This window comes from Pseudomonas sp. GCM10022186, from assembly GCF_042656385.1.
Classification (GTDB): domain Bacteria; phylum Pseudomonadota; class Gammaproteobacteria; order Pseudomonadales; family Pseudomonadaceae; genus Metapseudomonas.
Genome location: NZ_JBHSOU010000010.1, coordinates 42,247 through 57,857 on the forward strand (window position 1 = coordinate 42,247; position 15,611 = coordinate 57,857).

At 65.5% G+C, this 15,611-nt stretch carries 21 protein-coding genes; 10 read left to right on the plus strand and 11 right to left on the minus strand.

Annotation, left to right across the window (positions count from 1 at the left end):
- Positions 1-68 precede the first annotated feature (68 nt).
- On the plus strand, positions 69-602 hold the full coding sequence (locus ACFPU0_RS06735) for an REP-associated tyrosine transposase (protein ID WP_377692054.1): 534 nt from the start codon (positions 69-71) through the stop codon (positions 600-602).
- A gap of 210 nt (positions 603-812) precedes the next feature.
- On the opposite strand, the gene ACFPU0_RS06740 is transcribed toward ACFPU0_RS06735, so the two are convergent.
- Complete coding sequence (locus ACFPU0_RS06740; RefSeq protein WP_377692055.1) at positions 813-1,136, minus strand: carboxymuconolactone decarboxylase family protein; 324 nt, start codon at positions 1,134-1,136, stop codon at positions 813-815.
- 139 nt (positions 1,137-1,275) lie between these two features.
- Between ACFPU0_RS06740 and ACFPU0_RS06745 the strand changes: the two genes are divergently transcribed.
- Entirely contained in the window at positions 1,276-2,040 is a 765-nt protein-coding gene (locus ACFPU0_RS06745; protein ID WP_377692056.1) for an alpha/beta hydrolase, read from the plus strand.
- Here ACFPU0_RS06745 and ACFPU0_RS06750 read toward each other — a convergent pair.
- Positions 2,037-2,351 (minus strand): putative quinol monooxygenase, encoded by a 315-nt coding sequence (locus ACFPU0_RS06750; RefSeq protein WP_377692057.1) that lies wholly within the window; start codon positions 2,349-2,351, stop codon positions 2,037-2,039. The genes ACFPU0_RS06745 and ACFPU0_RS06750 overlap by 4 nt on opposite strands.
- A gap of 157 nt (positions 2,352-2,508) precedes the next feature.
- Between ACFPU0_RS06750 and ACFPU0_RS06755 the strand changes: the two genes are divergently transcribed.
- Complete coding sequence (locus tag ACFPU0_RS06755) at positions 2,509-3,099, plus strand: NAD(P)H-dependent oxidoreductase (RefSeq protein WP_377692059.1); 591 nt, start codon at positions 2,509-2,511, stop codon at positions 3,097-3,099.
- Between the two features lie 167 nt (positions 3,100-3,266).
- On the opposite strand, the gene ACFPU0_RS06760 is transcribed toward ACFPU0_RS06755, so the two are convergent.
- The 3 genes from ACFPU0_RS06760 to ACFPU0_RS06770 form a co-directional block, all read right to left on the minus strand.
- Complete coding sequence (locus tag ACFPU0_RS06760; RefSeq protein ID WP_377692060.1) at positions 3,267-4,109, minus strand: FHA domain-containing protein; 843 nt, start codon at positions 4,107-4,109, stop codon at positions 3,267-3,269.
- A 75-nt stretch (positions 4,110-4,184) separates the two neighbouring features.
- A complete protein-coding gene (locus ACFPU0_RS06765) occupies positions 4,185-5,756 on the minus strand; it encodes a serine/threonine-protein kinase (protein ID WP_377692062.1) in 1,572 nt (523 codons plus the stop codon).
- Between the two features lie 5 nt (positions 5,757-5,761).
- Positions 5,762-6,529, minus strand: a complete 768-nt coding sequence (locus ACFPU0_RS06770; protein ID WP_377692063.1) for a PP2C family protein-serine/threonine phosphatase — start codon at positions 6,527-6,529, stop codon at positions 5,762-5,764.
- Between the two features lie 251 nt (positions 6,530-6,780).
- Here ACFPU0_RS06770 and ACFPU0_RS06775 point away from each other — a divergent pair, with 251 nt between their 5' ends.
- Complete coding sequence (locus ACFPU0_RS06775; protein WP_377692065.1) at positions 6,781-6,912, plus strand: hypothetical protein; 132 nt, start codon at positions 6,781-6,783, stop codon at positions 6,910-6,912.
- 60 nt (positions 6,913-6,972) lie between these two features.
- Here the strand turns inward: ACFPU0_RS06775 and ACFPU0_RS06780 are convergent, their stop codons facing one another.
- Both ACFPU0_RS06780 and ACFPU0_RS06785 read right to left on the minus strand, forming a co-directional pair.
- A complete protein-coding gene (locus ACFPU0_RS06780) occupies positions 6,973-7,845 on the minus strand; it encodes a universal stress protein (RefSeq protein WP_377692066.1) in 873 nt (290 codons plus the stop codon).
- Between the two features lie 121 nt (positions 7,846-7,966).
- Positions 7,967-8,725, minus strand: a complete 759-nt coding sequence (locus ACFPU0_RS06785; RefSeq protein WP_377692067.1) for an SDR family NAD(P)-dependent oxidoreductase — start codon at positions 8,723-8,725, stop codon at positions 7,967-7,969.
- 69 nt (positions 8,726-8,794) lie between these two features.
- On the opposite strand from ACFPU0_RS06785, the gene ACFPU0_RS06790 reads away from it, so the two are divergent.
- The 4 genes from ACFPU0_RS06790 (at position 8,795) to ACFPU0_RS06805 (ending at position 10,438) form a co-directional block, all read left to right on the plus strand.
- Positions 8,795-9,034, plus strand: a complete 240-nt coding sequence (locus ACFPU0_RS06790; RefSeq protein ID WP_377692068.1) for a hypothetical protein — start codon at positions 8,795-8,797, stop codon at positions 9,032-9,034.
- Positions 9,035-9,213: 179 nt separating this feature from the next.
- Positions 9,214-9,423, plus strand: coding sequence for a cold-shock protein (locus ACFPU0_RS06795; protein WP_044871522.1), 210 nt, complete (start codon positions 9,214-9,216; stop codon positions 9,421-9,423).
- A 96-nt stretch (positions 9,424-9,519) separates the two neighbouring features.
- Positions 9,520-9,699, plus strand: coding sequence for a hypothetical protein (locus ACFPU0_RS06800; protein WP_377692069.1), 180 nt, complete (start codon positions 9,520-9,522; stop codon positions 9,697-9,699).
- Between the two features lie 184 nt (positions 9,700-9,883).
- A complete protein-coding gene (locus ACFPU0_RS06805; RefSeq protein WP_377692070.1) occupies positions 9,884-10,438 on the plus strand; it encodes a magnesium transporter in 555 nt (184 codons plus the stop codon).
- A 58-nt stretch (positions 10,439-10,496) separates the two neighbouring features.
- Here ACFPU0_RS06805 and ACFPU0_RS06810 read toward each other — a convergent pair whose 3' ends face one another.
- Complete coding sequence (locus ACFPU0_RS06810) at positions 10,497-11,420, minus strand: LysR substrate-binding domain-containing protein (protein WP_377692071.1); 924 nt, start codon at positions 11,418-11,420, stop codon at positions 10,497-10,499.
- Positions 11,421-11,548: 128 nt separating this feature from the next.
- Here ACFPU0_RS06810 and ACFPU0_RS06815 point away from each other — a divergent pair, with 128 nt between their 5' ends.
- Complete coding sequence (locus tag ACFPU0_RS06815) at positions 11,549-12,484, plus strand: DMT family transporter (protein ID WP_377692072.1); 936 nt, start codon at positions 11,549-11,551, stop codon at positions 12,482-12,484.
- A gap of 49 nt (positions 12,485-12,533) precedes the next feature.
- Here the strand turns inward: ACFPU0_RS06815 and ACFPU0_RS06820 are convergent, their stop codons facing one another.
- Positions 12,534-13,442, minus strand: coding sequence for a c-type cytochrome domain-containing protein (locus tag ACFPU0_RS06820; protein WP_377692073.1), 909 nt, complete (start codon positions 13,440-13,442; stop codon positions 12,534-12,536).
- 285 nt (positions 13,443-13,727) lie between these two features.
- Here ACFPU0_RS06820 and ACFPU0_RS06825 point away from each other — a divergent pair, with 285 nt between their 5' ends.
- Positions 13,728-14,051: a hypothetical protein gene (locus tag ACFPU0_RS06825; RefSeq protein ID WP_377692074.1), complete on the plus strand. Its 324-nt coding sequence runs from the start codon at positions 13,728-13,730 to the stop codon at positions 14,049-14,051.
- Between the two features lie 47 nt (positions 14,052-14,098).
- Here ACFPU0_RS06825 and ACFPU0_RS06830 read toward each other — a convergent pair whose 3' ends face one another.
- Both ACFPU0_RS06830 and ACFPU0_RS06835 read right to left on the minus strand, forming a co-directional pair.
- Positions 14,099-14,359 carry a DUF3509 domain-containing protein gene (locus ACFPU0_RS06830; RefSeq protein ID WP_377692076.1) on the minus strand — a complete coding sequence of 87 codons (261 nt, stop codon included), beginning with the start codon at positions 14,357-14,359 and terminating at the stop codon, positions 14,099-14,101.
- 254 nt (positions 14,360-14,613) lie between these two features.
- Complete coding sequence (locus tag ACFPU0_RS06835; RefSeq protein ID WP_377692077.1) at positions 14,614-15,450, minus strand: S1 RNA-binding domain-containing protein; 837 nt, start codon at positions 15,448-15,450, stop codon at positions 14,614-14,616.
- Between the last annotated feature and the right edge of the window lie 161 nt (positions 15,451-15,611).

A 15,611-nucleotide genomic window follows, 5' to 3' on the forward strand; every position in this document is an offset into this window, starting at 1 on the left:
GATGCCCGCCTCCTGTAGGGGGATAGCGCTTTTCCATCCACCGCTTTTCAGGACTCAAGGAGCGCGTGATGTCCAACTACCGCCGGGCGCATGCACCGGGAGGCACCTGGTTCTTCACCGTCAACCTGCACAATCGCCGAGATGACCTGCTGATCCGTGAAATCGAACTGCTGCGCAGGGTCGTAAGGAAGACCATGCTCAACCACCCCTTTCGCATCGATGCCTGGGTGGTGCTTCCCGAACACATGCACTGCCTCTGGACCCTGCCACCCGATGATGGGGATTTCGCCTTGCGCTGGAAGTCCATAAAACTCGGCTTTTCCAGGCGTATCCCGCCCGATGAACGGCGCACGACCACTCAACGGAAGCGGGGCGAGCGCGGCATCTGGCAGCGTCGCTACTGGGAGCACCTGATCCGGGACCAGACCGATTACCAGCGGCACTTCGACTACATTCACTTCAACCCGGTGAAACATGGCCATGTACGGCAAGTGCGGGACTGGCCGTATTCGAGCTTTCATCTTGCGGTACGAGAAGGCATCTACCCCGAGGATTGGGCAGGTTCGGGCGCCCCGGACGAGCGAGGGCGCTGGGGCGAGTGACGCTGGTGGAAATCCACTTCGTGGATTTCCACCCTACATCCGCTCGGACTCCCACCCGCTGTAGGGAGATAGCGCTTTTCTATCCACCATCCTCCAAGCGCAAGTGGTGGAAATCCACCTCGTGGATTTCCACCCTACATCCGCTCCGACTCCCGCCCGCTGTAGGGGGATAGCGCTTTTCTATCCACCATTTCGGAGGTAGTTCCCACTCTACTCACCGCCCTCCAGCACATCCCCGGCCCAGCTCAGGGCGGCGACCACGGTGGGGAAGCCGATGGTGCTGGTCAGCGCCAGCAGGGCGTGCTGGATGTGCTCGGGGCTGGCGCCGGCCTCCAGGGCGCGGCGGGTGTGGCTGTGGACGGCTCCCTCGGAATGGATGGCCGCCGCGGCGGCGAGCTGGATCAGCTGCAGGCTGAGCTCATCCAGCGGGCCGGCCTGGCGCACCACGGCGCCGAGCGTCTCCACTGCCTGGAAGTAGGCCGGGTGCTGTTTCTTGAAGCGTTTGTAGGTTTCGAGACCGTGCTTGCGTTCCATGGGGCCACCTCGCTGGGGTATGCCCTTTCAGCTTAGAAAAACCCTCGGCGAAGGCACGATCTATGGTTAAGGGACCCAACCACAGGGAAGCCGGCAATCATGCTCGAGACCAGCCACGGCAGCCGCCACCTCCGACGCCATGGCCCGTAGCCTGATCGGCGTCATCCTGCTGGGCATCGCGCTCTACCTGGGGCTGGGCGTGCTGCTCTTCGCCTTCCAGCGCTCACTGATCTACTTCCCGCAACCCCGCGCCGTCGACGGACCCGACCAGCTGCTGATGCTGCCGGTGACGGACCAGCGGATCGCCGTCACCGTGCGTCCGCTGGCCAGCGCCAAGGCGCTGATCTATTTCGGCGGCAATGCCGAGGATGTGTCCCGCAGCCTGCCCGACTTCGCCGCAGCCTTTCCCGATCATGCCCTCTACCTGCTGCACTACCGAGGCTTCGGCGGCAGCACCGGCAAGCCCACGGAGGCGGACATCCAGCACGACGCCCTGGCGCTGTTCGACAAGGTCCACGCCCTGCACGCCGAAGTGGCCCTGGTCGGGCGCAGCCTGGGCAGCGGCGTGGCCATCCGCCTGGCGAGCCAGCGCCCGGCGGCGCGGCTGGTGCTGGTCACGCCCTACAACAGCATCCTCGAACTGGCCCAGCGGCAGTTCCCCATCTTCCCGGTGCGCTGGATGCTCGAGGACAAGTACGAGTCCTGGCGCTACGCCCCGAGCATCAGCGTGCCCACCCTGGTGATAGTGGCGGAGCATGACGAGGTGATCCCGCGCTGGAGCAGCGAGAAGCTCTTCGCCCGGTTCCGTTCCGGCGTGGCGCGACGGGAGGTGATACCCGGCGCCGGGCACAACGATATCGGCGCGCGCCCGGAGTACCTGCGGCTGATTCGCAGCGGTCTTTAGACAGGGGCGGACGGGGAGCTGAGCATCTCGATCTCGCGGACCTCGAAGTCCCGGCGCAGGTAGTCCATGCGCTGCTCGTGGAAACGCCGCATGTGCGGCAGCGCGCTGTGCGCATCCAGGTGGGCGCGGCTCTGCCAGACCTCATAGAAGATGAACAGGGTCGGGTCCCGGGCATCGCGCAGCATGTGGTACTCGATGCAGCCCTCCTCCGCCCGGCTGGGTTCGACATAGGCGCGGAACAGCGCCTCGAATTCGTCGGCTTTCTCGGGCCTGGTGTGGGCGTGAAGGATGAAGCCGTAGGCCTGGGTCATGGTGCTTTGCCTCGCGTGGAAACCTTTATCAACCTTATCGCAAGGCAAATACCTCCACTCATGACTTTCCAGCAATGATCAATTGCGCCCCCACCGGTTTTTCCGCGAGAACCTGGCCGGTAGTCTGCCGCCACATCAACTTGCGGAGGCACCTGCCATGAAAAAGATCCTGTTGCTCAACGGCGGCAAGAAGTTCGCCCACTCCGATGGCCGCTATAACGCCACCTTGCACGACACTGCACTGGCCTTCCTCGACCGTGCCGGCTTCGACGTCAGGGAAACCTTCATCGACGCCGGCTACGACGCCGCCGAAGAGGTGCAGAAGATCCTCTGGGCCGATGTGATGATCTACCAGATGCCCGGCTGGTGGATGGGCGCGCCCTGGACGGTGAAGCGCTACCTGGACGAGGTGTTCACCGCCGGACACGGCAGCCTCTACGCCAACGACGGCCGCACCCGCTCCGATGCCTCGCAGAAGTACGGCGGCGGCGGCCTGATCCACGGCAAGCAGTACATGCTGTCGCTGACCTGGAACGCGCCGCAGCAGGCCTTCGACGACCCCACCGACTTCTTCGAGGCCAAGGGCGTGGACGCGGTGTACTTCCCCTTCCACAAGGCCAACCAGTTCCTCGGCATGAGCGCCCTGCCCACCTACCTCTGCGTGGACGTGATGAAGCGGCCGAACATCGAGGCGGATGTGAAGCGCTACGAGGAGCACCTGGCGCAGGTGTTCGGGATTCAGCGGTAGTCGGTCGCTGCCGCTGGTGGATAGAAGAGCGCTATCCACCGGCGCGGCCACGCCCGCCACCGATGGTGGATCGGTGAAGCGTGATCCACCCTACAAGGCTGCTGCACCGCGCGGCCGCCACGTCAGGCGTAGGGTGGAAATCCACGAAGTGGATTTCCACCAGTGTCCTAAAGCATCGCCGTCCCCGCGAACGCCGCCGCGACGGCAACACCCAGCACCAGCAACCCGATCAGCAGTCTGTTCGGCGACTGCCGCGCCGCCTCGGCCGGCTCGGCGCCCTGCTGCACCGCGGCCCGCAGCGGATTGGCCACCTGCTGGCGGCCGCCGGGGCGAGGGATCGCGGCTTTGGGTACCTGGACCACGGGCATGAACAGCGTCGCGTCCTCGTCCACCGCCTGGGGCGTCGCGACCTTGGGGCCGATCACCAGGAGGGTCACCGAGCCCATGCGCACCTGGTCGCCGGGCTGCAGCACGGCGGTGCTCACCCTCTGCTGGTTGACGAAGACGCCGTTGGCGGAGGCCAGGTCCTTGACCTCCAGCACATCGTCCTTGAGAAAGAACTCGCAATGCCGGCGCGACAGTTCCAGGTCGCTGAAGCACAGCTCGCATTTCACCGAGCGGCCGAAGGTCATGGAGCTGGTGATGTGGAACTTCTGCCCCTCCTGCTCGCCCTTGAGCACCTGCAGGAACCAGCGCGCCGCGGCCGCAGCCTTGGGTCGGGACCTGGCCGGGTCCACCAGCAGCAGTTCGATGCCGCCGATGCGCACGCGGTCGTCGGAACGCAACTGGAAGCGCGTACCGATACGTTCGCCGTTGACGAAGGTGCCGCCGGGCGTGCCGCAGTCGCTCAGGTAGTACTGGCCATGGTCCTGGCGGATTTCCGCATGGAACAGGCTGATCTCCGGCTCCGGCAGGACCAGGCTGTTGCGGCTGTCCTGGCCGATGGTGAACCGTTCGTCCACCAGCCAGATGGGCGCCTGGCGATTATCCGCGAAGTGAATCCTGAGCATGTCGGGTCCTAGGAGGCAGGGCACCAGGCTATGGTAGCCATGTGCCTCCAGGCACGACGTTGCTGCAGTTGGCAGTTAATTGAAGAGGCGGTTCCAGAACTTCTTGATCGGGTTGTCCTGTTCCTGCTGACGGCTCTGCACCTTCGCCGGCCGGCTCGTCGCCACCCGCGCGGTCTTCGCCTTTTGCACGCGCTGTTCATGTTCAGCCTGGAGCTTGAGCAGCGCCTCGTTCTCCGGCGCCACGTGCAGGCCGGCTTCGATGTACTCCAGTGCGAGGCCGTACTCACGGCTGCGGTAGGCCTCCTCGCTGTGGTCGATGAAGCGCTGCGCCACCTGCTCCAGTCCCGCCAGGGCCTGCTCGTTGCCCGGCGCCCAGCCCAGGACCTGCTGATAGTAGAACACCGCGTTGTCCTGTTCCGGCGCCAGCAGGCGGTCCTCGCCCAGGCGCTGGTCAGCCAGGGCCAGCGTATTGGCGATGCGTGCGGCGAGCACGCGCTGCAGGCCGTCGCCGGCCTTGGCGTTGCCCGCGTCCAGGCGCAGCACCTCGTTGAAGTAGAAATCGGCGTTGTCCCCTGCCGGCTCCACCAGCCGGCCTTCGACCAGGCGCTGTTCAGCGCGTTCCAGCAGGGTCGCGATCTTCAGCTGCAGCACCGCGTAATAACCACCGCCAGCCGACACCAGGGTCAGCAGCACGCCGGCCAGCCCCCAGAGCAGACGACGGTAGCGGCGGCGAGCCGCCGGCTGCTGCGCCGGCTGCTGCGCCGGCTGTCTGGCCTGCTGCTTCGCCGACGGCTGCGCCGTTCGGGGCATGGGCACGGCCGGCGCGATGCGGGTGAAATCCAGGTCGAGCTCGATCAGCTCGGTCAGGCTCTCCACCAGCACGTGGCAATCGGCGAAGCGCTCGTCCGGGTCCTTGGCCAGCATGCGGTCGATCAGGTGCTGGTAGTCGGCCAGGCCCCGCCGCAGCTTTGGCGGGTCCATCTGCACGTGGTTGAGCACGGTTTCGGCGTAGCTGGCGCCGCGATAGGGGTTTTCGCCGGTCAGCAGCTCCAGCAGGATCACGCCCAGGCCGTAGATGTCGCTGCGCGCGTCCAGCGGCTGGCACTGGGCCTGCTCCGGGCTGCTGTAGGCCGGGCTGCCGACGGCGACGTTGAACTGGGTCAGTTCGCTGTCCAGCGCCAGGTCCTTGGCGATGCCGAAATCGGTGAGCACCGCGGTGCCGTCGTCGCGGAAGAGGATGTTGGCCGGCTTGATGTCGCGGTGCACCAGGCCCTTGTCGTGGACCACGGCAAGGGCGCCGGCGATCTGCCGGACGATGGGCAACGCTTCCTGCGGCTCCAGGGTCTGCCCCTTGTAGCGGCCGAGGTCGCCGCCGGAGAGGAATTCCATGGCCAGGTAGTGGCGGCCATCGGGCAGGCGGTCGATGTCGTGAATGGTGACGATGGAGGGGTGGTGCAGAGAGGCGACCATGCGCGCTTCCCTGATGAAGCGGCTGGTGAAGGCTTCGTCATCCAGCCTGTCCAGCACCTTCACCGCCACCTTGCGATTGAGGGACTCCTGGGTGGCGAGGTAGACCTCGGCCATCCCACCCTTGCCCAGGCGGCCGTGCACAAGATAGCCGGGTATATCTAGCAGATTGTCGTTCATGGGATTCAGGATCTTCGGGATTTGAGCAACCGACTCAGGAATGAGTTGGACCTCTTTGCCACCGCGATGGTTTCCGGCAATGCCCGGCCAAGCACGATACAGGAGATGTTGTCCCGACCGCCGGCATCGCAGGCCAGTTCCAGCAACTTCGTCACCAGCGCCTCCAGGGTGTCCGTGCTGGCGCAATGGACCTGGATCAGGTCGTCTTCCAGTTCGCCGGTGAGCCCGTCGCTGCACAGCAGCAGCAGCTCGCCGGGGGCCAGGGTGCCTTCCAGGTAGCCAACTTCGAGGGCCTGGTGCGTCTGGCCCAGGCACTGGGTCACGACATTGCGCCGGGGATGGCGGCGAGCCTCTTGCGGGCTCAGCTCCCCCGCGTCCACCAGGGCCTGCACCAGGCTGTGGTCGTGGCTGAGTTGGGTAATGCTGTCGGCGTCCACCCGGTAGGCGCGGCTGTCGCCGGCCCAGGCCAGGTCGAACGCGGCACCGGTGAACTTCACCGCCACCAGGGTGGTGCCCATGCCGGAGCCGGACGCCTGAGCCACAACGGCGCATTGGGCTGCCTGCACCGCTTCCTCAAGTGGCAGGCCGGCGGCAACGGCGTCCCGCAAGGCGCCTACCGCAACGGCGCTGGCCACTTCACCGCGCTGGTGGCCGCCCATGCCGTCGGCCACCGCCCAGAGCCCCAGCTCGGGGGCGCAGAGCAGCGCGTCTTCATTGTGTTTGCGCACGCGGCCGGTGATGGACTGCGCGGCATATCCCAGGAACTCGGGCATGGGGCTCCCTGTTGGTGTCCAGTGGTGATCCCGAATGATGCGGCCGTCGCCGGGCGCTGTCACCGTCTGGCGCATGAAGTGTTAAGCAATCGAGGATTTGCCCGCCCGTGCAACGGCTTGCAGCGCGGCTATGCTTTGTTCATCGGTTTCGCAAACGAGAGGCTCGTGCAGCCCAGGAGGTGGTGATGGCCAAAGAGCGCTTCAAGGCAGGGATGCGCTGAACCTTTCACCCTCCAACAGAGGTCACGGTCATGAGCAAAGGTCTCGATGCAAAACGCACGACGAAGAAAAAGGCCCAGAAGACTCTTCTGGAAAAACGCTCGGCCAAGCGCGCCAAGAAATCCGGCGGTGGGATCCTCGGCAGCCACGCACCGAATCCCTGAAGTCCGCTAGCCAACGAAAACGCCCTCCCACACGGAGGGCGTTGTCTTTCCGGCCTGCCTTCAGGCGGCGCGATGGTCGCCGGGCACGGCTTCTTCCAGGGACAGGGCACCGGGCTTGATCACCAGCAAGTCACCCTCCAGTCGATCGAGCACGGCTTCCGCGGTATTGCCGACCAGCGTCCCCATCACCCCCTGGCGCGCGACGGTTCCCAGCACGGTGAGCACCGCCTCGAACTCATGGGCGATCCGGGGGATCAGCGCCCTGGCCGGCCCTTCGCCGATGTGCAGGCGATGCTCGGGCAGCTCGTACTCCTCCATGAACCACCGGCACTGGTCATGGCAATGGCTGGCGACGGCCTGGCCAATGCTCTGGTTGGGGTCGGCCTGGGGCAGCAGGGTCGGCGAATAGGCGCTGACCACGTGCAGGGCGGCGTCGAACAGTTCGCACAGGAAGCTGGCATGTTCCATCACGTTGCCCTGCAAGGCGATGTGTTCCACATCCTGGTGCTCGACGTCCATGCCGGCCAGGATGGTGCCGCCCTCCCAGGACCGGCCGCTGCGGATCAGGAACAGCGGCGTCGGCACCTGGCGCAGCAGTTGCCAGTCGTCGGGCGTCATCAGCAGGTGGCTGAGGAGCCCCGAGGGCCGGTGCTGCTTGATCACCAGGCCGAAATCCTGGTCGCGGCATGCCGCCAGCACGGCGTGGCTGGCATGGTCGATAGCCACCGGCGCGACCTCGCCACGGGCGTGTACCCCCGCCCGCAACAGGCTGACCAGGTGCCGGTCGAGATGTTTGTCCGGGTCCTGCTTCGGATCGCAGAGCAGCACGTCGAGGCTGGCGCCGAGCCGCCTGGCAAGCTGCACGCCACGCTCGAGGGCAGTGCTTTCGGCGGTCGCCGGGATGACAACCAGGATCTTCTTTATCGAGCGCATGGCAATCGTCCTCCTGTTCATGAAACGCGTAAGCGCTCGCGGGCCACGGCGCCATGTCCGCCGAAGGGGCGTTCGCTCCACCCTCTCCCGCGGACCACGGCCGCTCTGGCCCAACGTGCCGTTAAAGGAACATGCCTCCCGAGGCCTCCACCCGCTGACCGTTGATCCAGCGTCCGGCGTCGGAAAGCAGCATGGCCACCGCGGCGCCTATATCCTCCGGCAGGCCGACCCGGCCGAGGGCGGTATTGCCGGCGATGAAGGCATTGATCTGGGCGTTGTCACGCACCACGCCACCACCGAAGTCGGTCTCGATGGCGCCGGGGGCCAGCACGTTCACCGAGATGCCGCGCGCGCCCAGTTCCTTGGCCTGGTAGCGGGTCAGTACTTCGATGCCGCCCTTCATCGCCGCGTAGGCGGCATAGCCAGGCAGGGTGAAACGGGCGAGACCGGTGGAGATATTGAGGATGCGCCCGCCGTCGGCGATCAGCGGCAGCAGCTTCTGGGTCAGGAAGAAGGGCCCCTTGAGCTGGACATTCACCAGTTGGTCGAACTGCTCTTCGGTGGTTTCGGCAAAGCTGGCGTGGATGCCGATGCCGGCGTTGTTCACCAGGAAGTCGAAGTCGTCGCGGCCGAATTCGCTTTTCAGCAGGCGGCCCATGCTGGCGACGAAGGCGTCGAAGGTGGCGCTCTTGCTCACGTCCAGCTGGAGCATCGCCGCGTGACCGCCGAGGTCCATGATCTCGCGGCTGAGGGACTCGGCGTCCTCCAGCTTGCTGTGGTAGGTGCCGATGATGTCTATGCCCTGGGCCGCCAGGTGCTGCGCCATGCTTTTGCCGAGGCCGCGACTGGCGCCGGTGATGAGTGCGATCTTGCGGTTCATTGCAGTGCTCCTGGTTGCAGGTGGTGGGGAGTGGTGAGGAGCTTATTGTCCGGTTCGTGACCGATAGACATGCTGATCGCGGAACAACTGATCGGCTCGATCGGACAATCCGGAGAGAGGCGCCACACGGATGAACAAGCTGGAGCTACTGAAACCTTCGTACGGGCCAGCGAACTGTCAAGTTTCACCCAGGCCGCCGACAGCCTTGGCCTGGGGCTGATCCAGGTCCCTCTGCACGGCGTGTGCGACCATCTGGCAAGTGGCGAACTGGTGGCCTTTCCATGCGCCGATCTGACGATTGGCGAATAAAAGGTTAGGCATTCCTCGAAAGCACAGGTATTGTGTCGGACGCTGTGATGCATGTGTCACCGGGAAAAACGGTCTGTACCTTAGCGGTCCCCCTCTTCATCGGTTGCCGACTCTCTGCACTCAGTGACAGGCTGGAAGGTTCCAGCCCAGCAATAACCCAGTTTCTAGGAGACATCCCAATGTCCGAGCGTCAAACCGGCACCGTTAAGTGGTTCAACGATGAAAAGGGCTACGGCTTCATTACCACCGATAACGGCCCGGACCTGTTCGTTCACTACCGTTCCATCCAGAGCGCCGGCTTCAAGAGCCTGAAGGAAGGCCAGAAGGTCTCCTTCATCGCCGTGCAGGGCCAGAAAGGCATGCAGGCCGACGAAGTGCAAGTGATCTGATCACACGCCGATACAAAGAACCGGCCTTCGGGCCGGTTTTTTTTTTCAGCAGCTTTGATTGGCCCGCCCAGGGCCAGCCCGGATGGAGAAAACGACATGCGCATCAAGACCTCCCACAGCAGCACCCCCAAGGCCCCGGCAGCCACCACCACCAGCGAAGCCCTGGAAGCCCAGATTGCCGCCTTCCTCAAGCAGGGTGGCGAGATCCAGGAAATCGCCAAGGGCGTCAGCGCCCAGGTGGCACCGAGCCGCCATATCCGCATCGGCAACAAGTAAGAGCTGCCAGGCGCCTGCCGCGCGGCCGGGTGCAAGACCCGCCGCCGGGCGCCGCCGCCCTGCCAATGGGCAGCTGCCGCTTGCATCGCGATTCGCCGGACTAAACTCCACCCAGGCCCGCAGCGGCCGGAATCAGGGGGTGACGGCCGCAGGGGGTCGGCGACAGCGAGATGGGAGGTGTCCCATGCAGCGGCATTACTACATCAGCGATAACCTCAACGACCTGGAAAAGGTCGAAAGCGAGCTCGAGGCCCAGGGCATCGACCACGAGCAGATCCACGTCCTCAGCGAACGCGATGCCGACGTCGAGCGCCACCAGCTGCACGACGTGTCCTCCGTGATGAAACGCGACCTGGTGCACTCCGGCCTGATAGGTGTCGGCATCGGCCTTGGCCTGGCGGCCCTGGTGATGCTGGTAGCCTGGTTCAGCGGCTGGACCGGCACGGCGGCGGGCTGGATTCCGTTCATCTTCCTGGCCATCGCGCTGTTCGGTTTCAGCGTCTGGGAGGGCAGCCTGTTCGGCATTCAGACGCCGAACTCGGTGGTGAAACGCTTCCAGCGCACCCTGGACGAAGGCAAGCACGTGTTCTTCGTCGACGTGAAGCCGGCCCAGGAACCCATCCTCGCCCACGTCGTCAGCCATCATCCGCTGCTCAAGGTAGCCGGCACCGGCCAGGCCGCGCCGGACTGGGCCGAAGGCCTGCACCACCGGCTGCACCAGTTGCGCAAGATGATGTAGCGCCCCTTGCGGCGGCGGATGCAACGCCCAGCGTCATCCGCCGCTTCGACTCGCCACCCTATTCCGACTCGGAATCGCTGCTGGCACGAGCCTCGGCCAGCAACCAGTCGATGAGCCGGCGCACCTTCTCCGCCGGGGGCGATCTGCGGCTCCAGGCCAGGCGGTAGGCCCAGGGCGTGGACAGGCGGCAACCTTCGCCGAAAGGCAGCACCAGGCGGCCATTGGCAATATCGTCGAAAGCCAGGGCGGTGGAACCGAGGGCGAACCCCTGGCCGCTCACCGCACCCTGGATGGCGTGACCGATCAGGCCAAAGCGCATCCCTCCCCTCACCGGCCCCGGCTCGCCCACGTAAGTGGCGAACCAGTCCTCCCAGCTCGGCAGGTGCAGGTTGGCGGTATTTCTCCAATGGGTGTGGATCAGCCGCGCCCCCAGCATGTCCCGTGGCTCGCGTACCGGGCCGAACTGCTCCAGGTAGGCCGGACTGCACACCGGGAAGAACTCCTCGCGAAACAGCAGTTCGCTGGCGGGTACCAGCGCATCGGTGGTGGTGAAGCGTATGGCCAGGGTCGCCTCGCCGCGCTCCAGGTCCACCAGTTGCTCGGTGGCTTCTAGGCTGAGGGTGATGTCCGGGTTGGACGCGGCGAACTGGTTGAGCCGACGCATCAGCCAATGGCTGGCGATGGATGGGGCGCAGGTGATGTGGATGGGTGCCTCGTCCTGGCCACGCAACTCGTCTGCGCCCCGGCTCAGCAATTCGAAGGCCTGGGTCACGGTGGCGGCCAGTCGACGGCCGTTGTCGTTGAGGCTCACGGTATTGCGGGTGCGGTCGAACAGGCTCACTCCCAGTTCGCTCTCCAGCAGGCGGATCTGCCGGCTGACCGCCCCCGGGGTCACGGAAAGCTCCTGGGCGGCTTCGGTGAAGTTGCGGCTGCGCGCTGCCACCTCGAAGGTGCGCAGGGCGATGAGTGAAGGGAGACGCATGGCGGCTTCGCTTTGAGTTCAAGTCAAAGCATGATGACAAATCATCGTTTGAATGCAAGGCGGCAGAAGACCGATCCTGCCACCCATTGGCGGCCTCTGCCGCGCCCTTCTGCCTTGCGAGTTCAACGATGAAAACCTCCCGCCTTCCCCTGGACTGGTTCGCCTGCGGCCTGATGTTCGTCCTCTGTATCTGCTGGGGCTTCCAGCAGGTGGCGATCAAGCTGACCCTGGACGACGTGCCCTCCATCCTGCAACTGGGCATCCGCTCCGGCGGCGCGGCCCTGGTGCTGGGCGCCCTGGTGCTGTGGAAGGAGGGCCGCGGCGCCTTCGCCGACGGCACCCTGCTGCCGGGCATCACGGTGGGGGCGCTGTTCGGCCTGGAGTTCCTGTTCATCGGCGAGGCACTGACCCACACCAGCGCCTCCCACGTCTCGGTGTTTCTCTACACCGCCCCGATCTTCGCCGCCCTGGGCCTGCACCTGATGCTGTCCGAGGAGCGCCTCTCGCCCCTGCAATGGCTAGGGGTGCTGGTGGCCTTCGGCGGCATCGTGGCGGCCTTCCTCGGCAAGGGCGCAAGCCCGGCCGGCAACATGCTGCTGGGGGACAGCTACGCCCTGCTCGGTGCCCTGGCCTGGGGTGCCACCACCCTGGTGATCCGGGGCTCTTCGCTGTCCGACGCCAACCCGGTGAAAACCCTCTTCTACCAGCTGTTCGGCGCCGCATTGCTGCTGGCCGTGGCCGCCTTCATCACCGGCCGGACCGAGATGCAGTTGACCCAGCGCGCCATCGTCAGCCTGGGCTTCCAGACCATCGTCATCGCCCTGGTGAGCTACCTGGGCTGGTTCTGGCTGCTGCGCCGCTACCTGGCCTCGCGTCTGTCGGTGCTGTCCTTCATGACCCCGATGTTCGGCGTCACCTTCGGCGTGCTGGTGCTGGGGGAGCAGATCCACCTGTCCTTCGCCATCGGCGCCGTCCTGGTGGTAGGCGGCATCCTGCTGGTCAGCGGCGCCGAGATGCTGCGCGGCCGCCAGCAACGCAAGGCCCTCGCCCCTTCCGAGGCCTGATCGCGTTCCGCCCGCCTCGGCTGCCCCCGGGACACCGGCCAGCCCCGGATCAGCGCCGGCGGATGCGATCCACCAGCACCCGCCCATCCTGGCTCCAGCGCCCGCGCACCTCGACGTAATCGCCAATCCCTGGCGCCTTGTCCATGCGCGTGCCGGGACCGACCACCAATTGCACCGAATCCAGGGTCCAGCCCGCTCCCAGCACGCCCTGCAGCCGCACCCGCGAGCCCACCGGGCTGGGCGCGGGCCGACCCTCGGCGTCGCGCGCCCCCTGGTCGATCCAGTCAACGATCAACTGGATCTCCTCGTCACTGAGAAAGGGCGGGCCGTCGTACGGCATCTGCGGTTGCGATTGGCCACGGATACGCCGCACCAGCTCACTGGCGCCGGAAGCGCCGGGCACCACGCGCACCCGCTCGTCACGCTCGAGGATGGCGGCATAGGAATTGAGCAGCAGGCCCTCCGGGACCGACCCCATCAGGCCGTAGGCGGAATGGCACTTGACGCAACGGCTGGCGAAGATCGGCGCCACATGGCTGTAGGTCACCGGCTGGCCCGCCGCCGGGCGCTGCAGCGGCGCCGCTTCGGCGGTGGCGCCCGCCGGCCGACTTCCGGGCTGGAGGCCGCCGGCTATCCAGCCCTCGAACAGGGCGATTTCGGCATCGCTGAGAAAGGGCGGCCCGGTCATCGGCATGCGCGGCTGGCTCAGGCCCTTCAGGCGCCGGATCAACTCGCTGCCGGCGGGGTCCCCACTCTTGACCACCTGGCGGCTGGCGCTGCCCTTGAGCAGCTCATCGAGGCTGGTCAGGCGCAGCCCGAGCGGCGCCGCCTCGCCGGCGTGGCACATGACGCAGCGGGCCTGGAGGATGGGCCGGATGTCGTCGAAGCTCACCGGCTGCGCCGGGGCGCGCCCGACCGCCAGGAGCAGCGAACAGAGTACCAGCAGCCCCTTGGTCATATCGCTTCCGCCTCCCGCACTGGTTGCCCCGTAAGACTAGTGAAACAACCCGTATTGCGCAGGCGCAGGGAACCCTGCCCCGATCCGCCGGTCAGTCTATTCGAGGCTGGCGGACGCCGGCCCCAAGCCCCGGGCTCTTTTCAGTCGCCGCTGTGGACCCCGGGGCTTTCTCGTGCGCAGGAAACCGGAAACCTCCGTATACAGAATCACCGAACTATCTGTTTCCTCGGAGCCTGCCGTAGGCAATGATGGCCCCCGCGTATTGCATCACTGGAGAATCACTGCATGAAACCTGCCCCCCGCCTCACCGCCCTGCTGCTCGGCGCCGGCCTGCTGGCCAGCCTCGCCGGCTGCGACCTGGCCGAGGAGTCGGCCAACAAGCTGGCGGAAAAAGCCGAGGCGGCCGCCCAGGAGATCGCCCGGGAAGCCATCGGCGAAGCGGTCAACGAATTGAACAAGAAGGTGGACGAAGTCCAGGCATCGGCCAAGGACCTGCTGGGAGAAAAGCACAGGGAAGAGGCCCGCGAAGAGTCGCCACGCACGCCGTCGAGCAAGGAAAAGGGCAAGGAAGAGGACACCATGCTGCCTCCTTCCGGGGTAGAAACCTGAGTGGTTGAAACACCGGCCGCGACGTCCTGTCGCGGCCACCTTCGGAGCTAGGCGCGCAGATAGCGCGGCAGGGGCTTGCGGTGCAGTACCTTCAGCGACTCCACCGGCGGTACTTCACCATGCTCCAGCGCCAGATCGCGCTTGAGCGTACTCACCAGCCAATCCAGCTGAGCCGTGACTGCCACCACGCGCTGGAAGAATTTCCCCTCGCGCTCCAGCGTCAGCACGAAGCCACCGTCCGGCCGAGGCTTGGTGCTCAGCTCGTATTCCGGAAAGGCGCTGATCAGCTTGTCCAGATCCAGATCCATGTCTTCTCTCCCAGAAATTGGATTGCTCCTGCAGCCGTTGCAGCATGCATGCCTGCGCTATGACAACGGAAACGCCAAATAAATCAGTCGGTTGCAAAATTTTTGCACAAGTTTTTCCGTGCATTGCGCACGATCCGGCCTTTTGACGGCGTGCAATTTGCAAGCCCGATGCAATGCAAAGCCCCCGTCCGCAACCGCCAGCGGGACCGGGGCCTTGTGCTCGAGGCCGCGGGAACCGCGGCCTGCGGGGAAACTCAGAGGAGTTCGATACGGTCGTCTTCGATACGGATCAGCCCCTGCTTGTAGAGGCCGCCGATCGCCTTCTTGAAGTTGCCCTTGCTGGCCCCGAAGCGCTGGCTGATCAGTTCCGGCGGACTCTTGTCGGACAACTTCAGCACGCCGCCTTCGGCACGCAACGCCGCTATGATCTGTTCGCCCAGGCCGCTGACAGCCTCCACACCCACCGGCTGCAGGCTCAGGCTGATCTTGCCGTCGGCACGGATCTCCTTGATGTAGCCCTTTTCGCGCATGCCACTGCGTACGAACTTGAACAGTTCGTTCTTGTGGATGAGGCCCCAGTGCTGGCCTTCGATGATGGCCTTGAAGCCGAGGTCGGTCTTCTCCGCCACCAGCAGGTCCACTTCCTGACCCGTCCGGTAGCGCGGCGGGGTGTTGTCCAGGTAGCGGTCCAGGCGGGCGGTCGCGGTGATCCGGCGGGTGCGCTTGTCGAGGTAGACATGTACCACGCAGTAGTCCCCCACCTGCAGCGGGCGCTTCTCTTCGGAGTGGGGCAGCAGCAGGTCCTTGGGCAGGCCCCAGTCGAGGAACAGACCGATGCGATTGATTTCCACCACCTTGAGGCTGGCGAACCCGCCGACCTGCACCTTGGGCCTGAGGGTGGTGGCCACCGGCCGGTCCTCGCTATCCAGATAGAGGAAGACGTTCAGCCAGTCGCCCACTTCGCTGGGCTGGTCCTTCGGCACGTAGCGCTTGGGCAGGAGGATTTCGCCGTCCGGGCCGCCGTCCAGGTACAGGCCGAAGTCGGTGTGCTTGGCCACCTGAAGTGAATTGAAACGCCCGATAAGTGCCATCTTCGCTACCTCTTTGAGTCGAGGCGGCATTCTACTCGCTGGCCGGGACACTGGGTGAACCGCTGGCATGCCTGATTCACCCGGCGGAGCGCCGCCTTTCGTCGGCGCGCGAATCTCCGGAACCGTCCTGAATTTTCATTCTGCAAAACTGTCTACTGGTC

What these genes read in the sequence shown, in the direction of transcription:
- ACFPU0_RS06745 (WP_377692056.1), top strand. Translation starts at nt 1,276, where the DNA reads ATGGCCCGTAGCCTGATCGGCGTCATCCTGCTGGGCATCGCGCTCTAC.
- ACFPU0_RS06785 (WP_377692067.1), bottom strand. Translation starts at nt 8,725, where the DNA reads ATGAACCGCAAGATCGCACTCATCACCGGCGCCAGTCGCGGCCTCGGC.
- ACFPU0_RS06775 (WP_377692065.1), top strand. Translation starts at nt 6,781, where the DNA reads ATGAGCAAAGGTCTCGATGCAAAACGCACGACGAAGAAAAAGGCCCAG.
- ACFPU0_RS06765 (WP_377692062.1), bottom strand. Translation starts at nt 5,756, where the DNA reads ATGAACGACAATCTGCTAGATATACCCGGCTATCTTGTGCACGGCCGC.
- ACFPU0_RS06805 (WP_377692070.1), top strand. Translation starts at nt 9,884, where the DNA reads ATGCAGCGGCATTACTACATCAGCGATAACCTCAACGACCTGGAAAAG.
- ACFPU0_RS06810 (WP_377692071.1), bottom strand. Translation starts at nt 11,420, where the DNA reads ATGCGTCTCCCTTCACTCATCGCCCTGCGCACCTTCGAGGTGGCAGCG.
- ACFPU0_RS06750 (WP_377692057.1), bottom strand. Translation starts at nt 2,351, where the DNA reads ATGACCCAGGCCTACGGCTTCATCCTTCACGCCCACACCAGGCCCGAG.
- ACFPU0_RS06820 (WP_377692073.1), bottom strand. Translation starts at nt 13,442, where the DNA reads ATGACCAAGGGGCTGCTGGTACTCTGTTCGCTGCTCCTGGCGGTCGGG.
- ACFPU0_RS06790 (WP_377692068.1), top strand. Translation starts at nt 8,795, where the DNA reads ATGCTGATCGCGGAACAACTGATCGGCTCGATCGGACAATCCGGAGAG.
- ACFPU0_RS06735 (WP_377692054.1), top strand. Translation starts at nt 69, where the DNA reads ATGTCCAACTACCGCCGGGCGCATGCACCGGGAGGCACCTGGTTCTTC.
- ACFPU0_RS06835 (WP_377692077.1), bottom strand. Translation starts at nt 15,450, where the DNA reads ATGGCACTTATCGGGCGTTTCAATTCACTTCAGGTGGCCAAGCACACC.
- ACFPU0_RS06825 (WP_377692074.1), top strand. Translation starts at nt 13,728, where the DNA reads ATGAAACCTGCCCCCCGCCTCACCGCCCTGCTGCTCGGCGCCGGCCTG.
- ACFPU0_RS06760 (WP_377692060.1), bottom strand. Translation starts at nt 4,109, where the DNA reads ATGCTCAGGATTCACTTCGCGGATAATCGCCAGGCGCCCATCTGGCTG.
- ACFPU0_RS06770 (WP_377692063.1), bottom strand. Translation starts at nt 6,529, where the DNA reads ATGCCCGAGTTCCTGGGATATGCCGCGCAGTCCATCACCGGCCGCGTG.
- ACFPU0_RS06795 (WP_044871522.1), top strand. Translation starts at nt 9,214, where the DNA reads ATGTCCGAGCGTCAAACCGGCACCGTTAAGTGGTTCAACGATGAAAAG.
- ACFPU0_RS06780 (WP_377692066.1), bottom strand. Translation starts at nt 7,845, where the DNA reads ATGCGCTCGATAAAGAAGATCCTGGTTGTCATCCCGGCGACCGCCGAA.
- ACFPU0_RS06830 (WP_377692076.1), bottom strand. Translation starts at nt 14,359, where the DNA reads ATGGATCTGGATCTGGACAAGCTGATCAGCGCCTTTCCGGAATACGAG.
- ACFPU0_RS06815 (WP_377692072.1), top strand. Translation starts at nt 11,549, where the DNA reads ATGAAAACCTCCCGCCTTCCCCTGGACTGGTTCGCCTGCGGCCTGATG.
- ACFPU0_RS06740 (WP_377692055.1), bottom strand. Translation starts at nt 1,136, where the DNA reads ATGGAACGCAAGCACGGTCTCGAAACCTACAAACGCTTCAAGAAACAG.
- ACFPU0_RS06800 (WP_377692069.1), top strand. Translation starts at nt 9,520, where the DNA reads ATGCGCATCAAGACCTCCCACAGCAGCACCCCCAAGGCCCCGGCAGCC.
- ACFPU0_RS06755 (WP_377692059.1), top strand. Translation starts at nt 2,509, where the DNA reads ATGAAAAAGATCCTGTTGCTCAACGGCGGCAAGAAGTTCGCCCACTCC.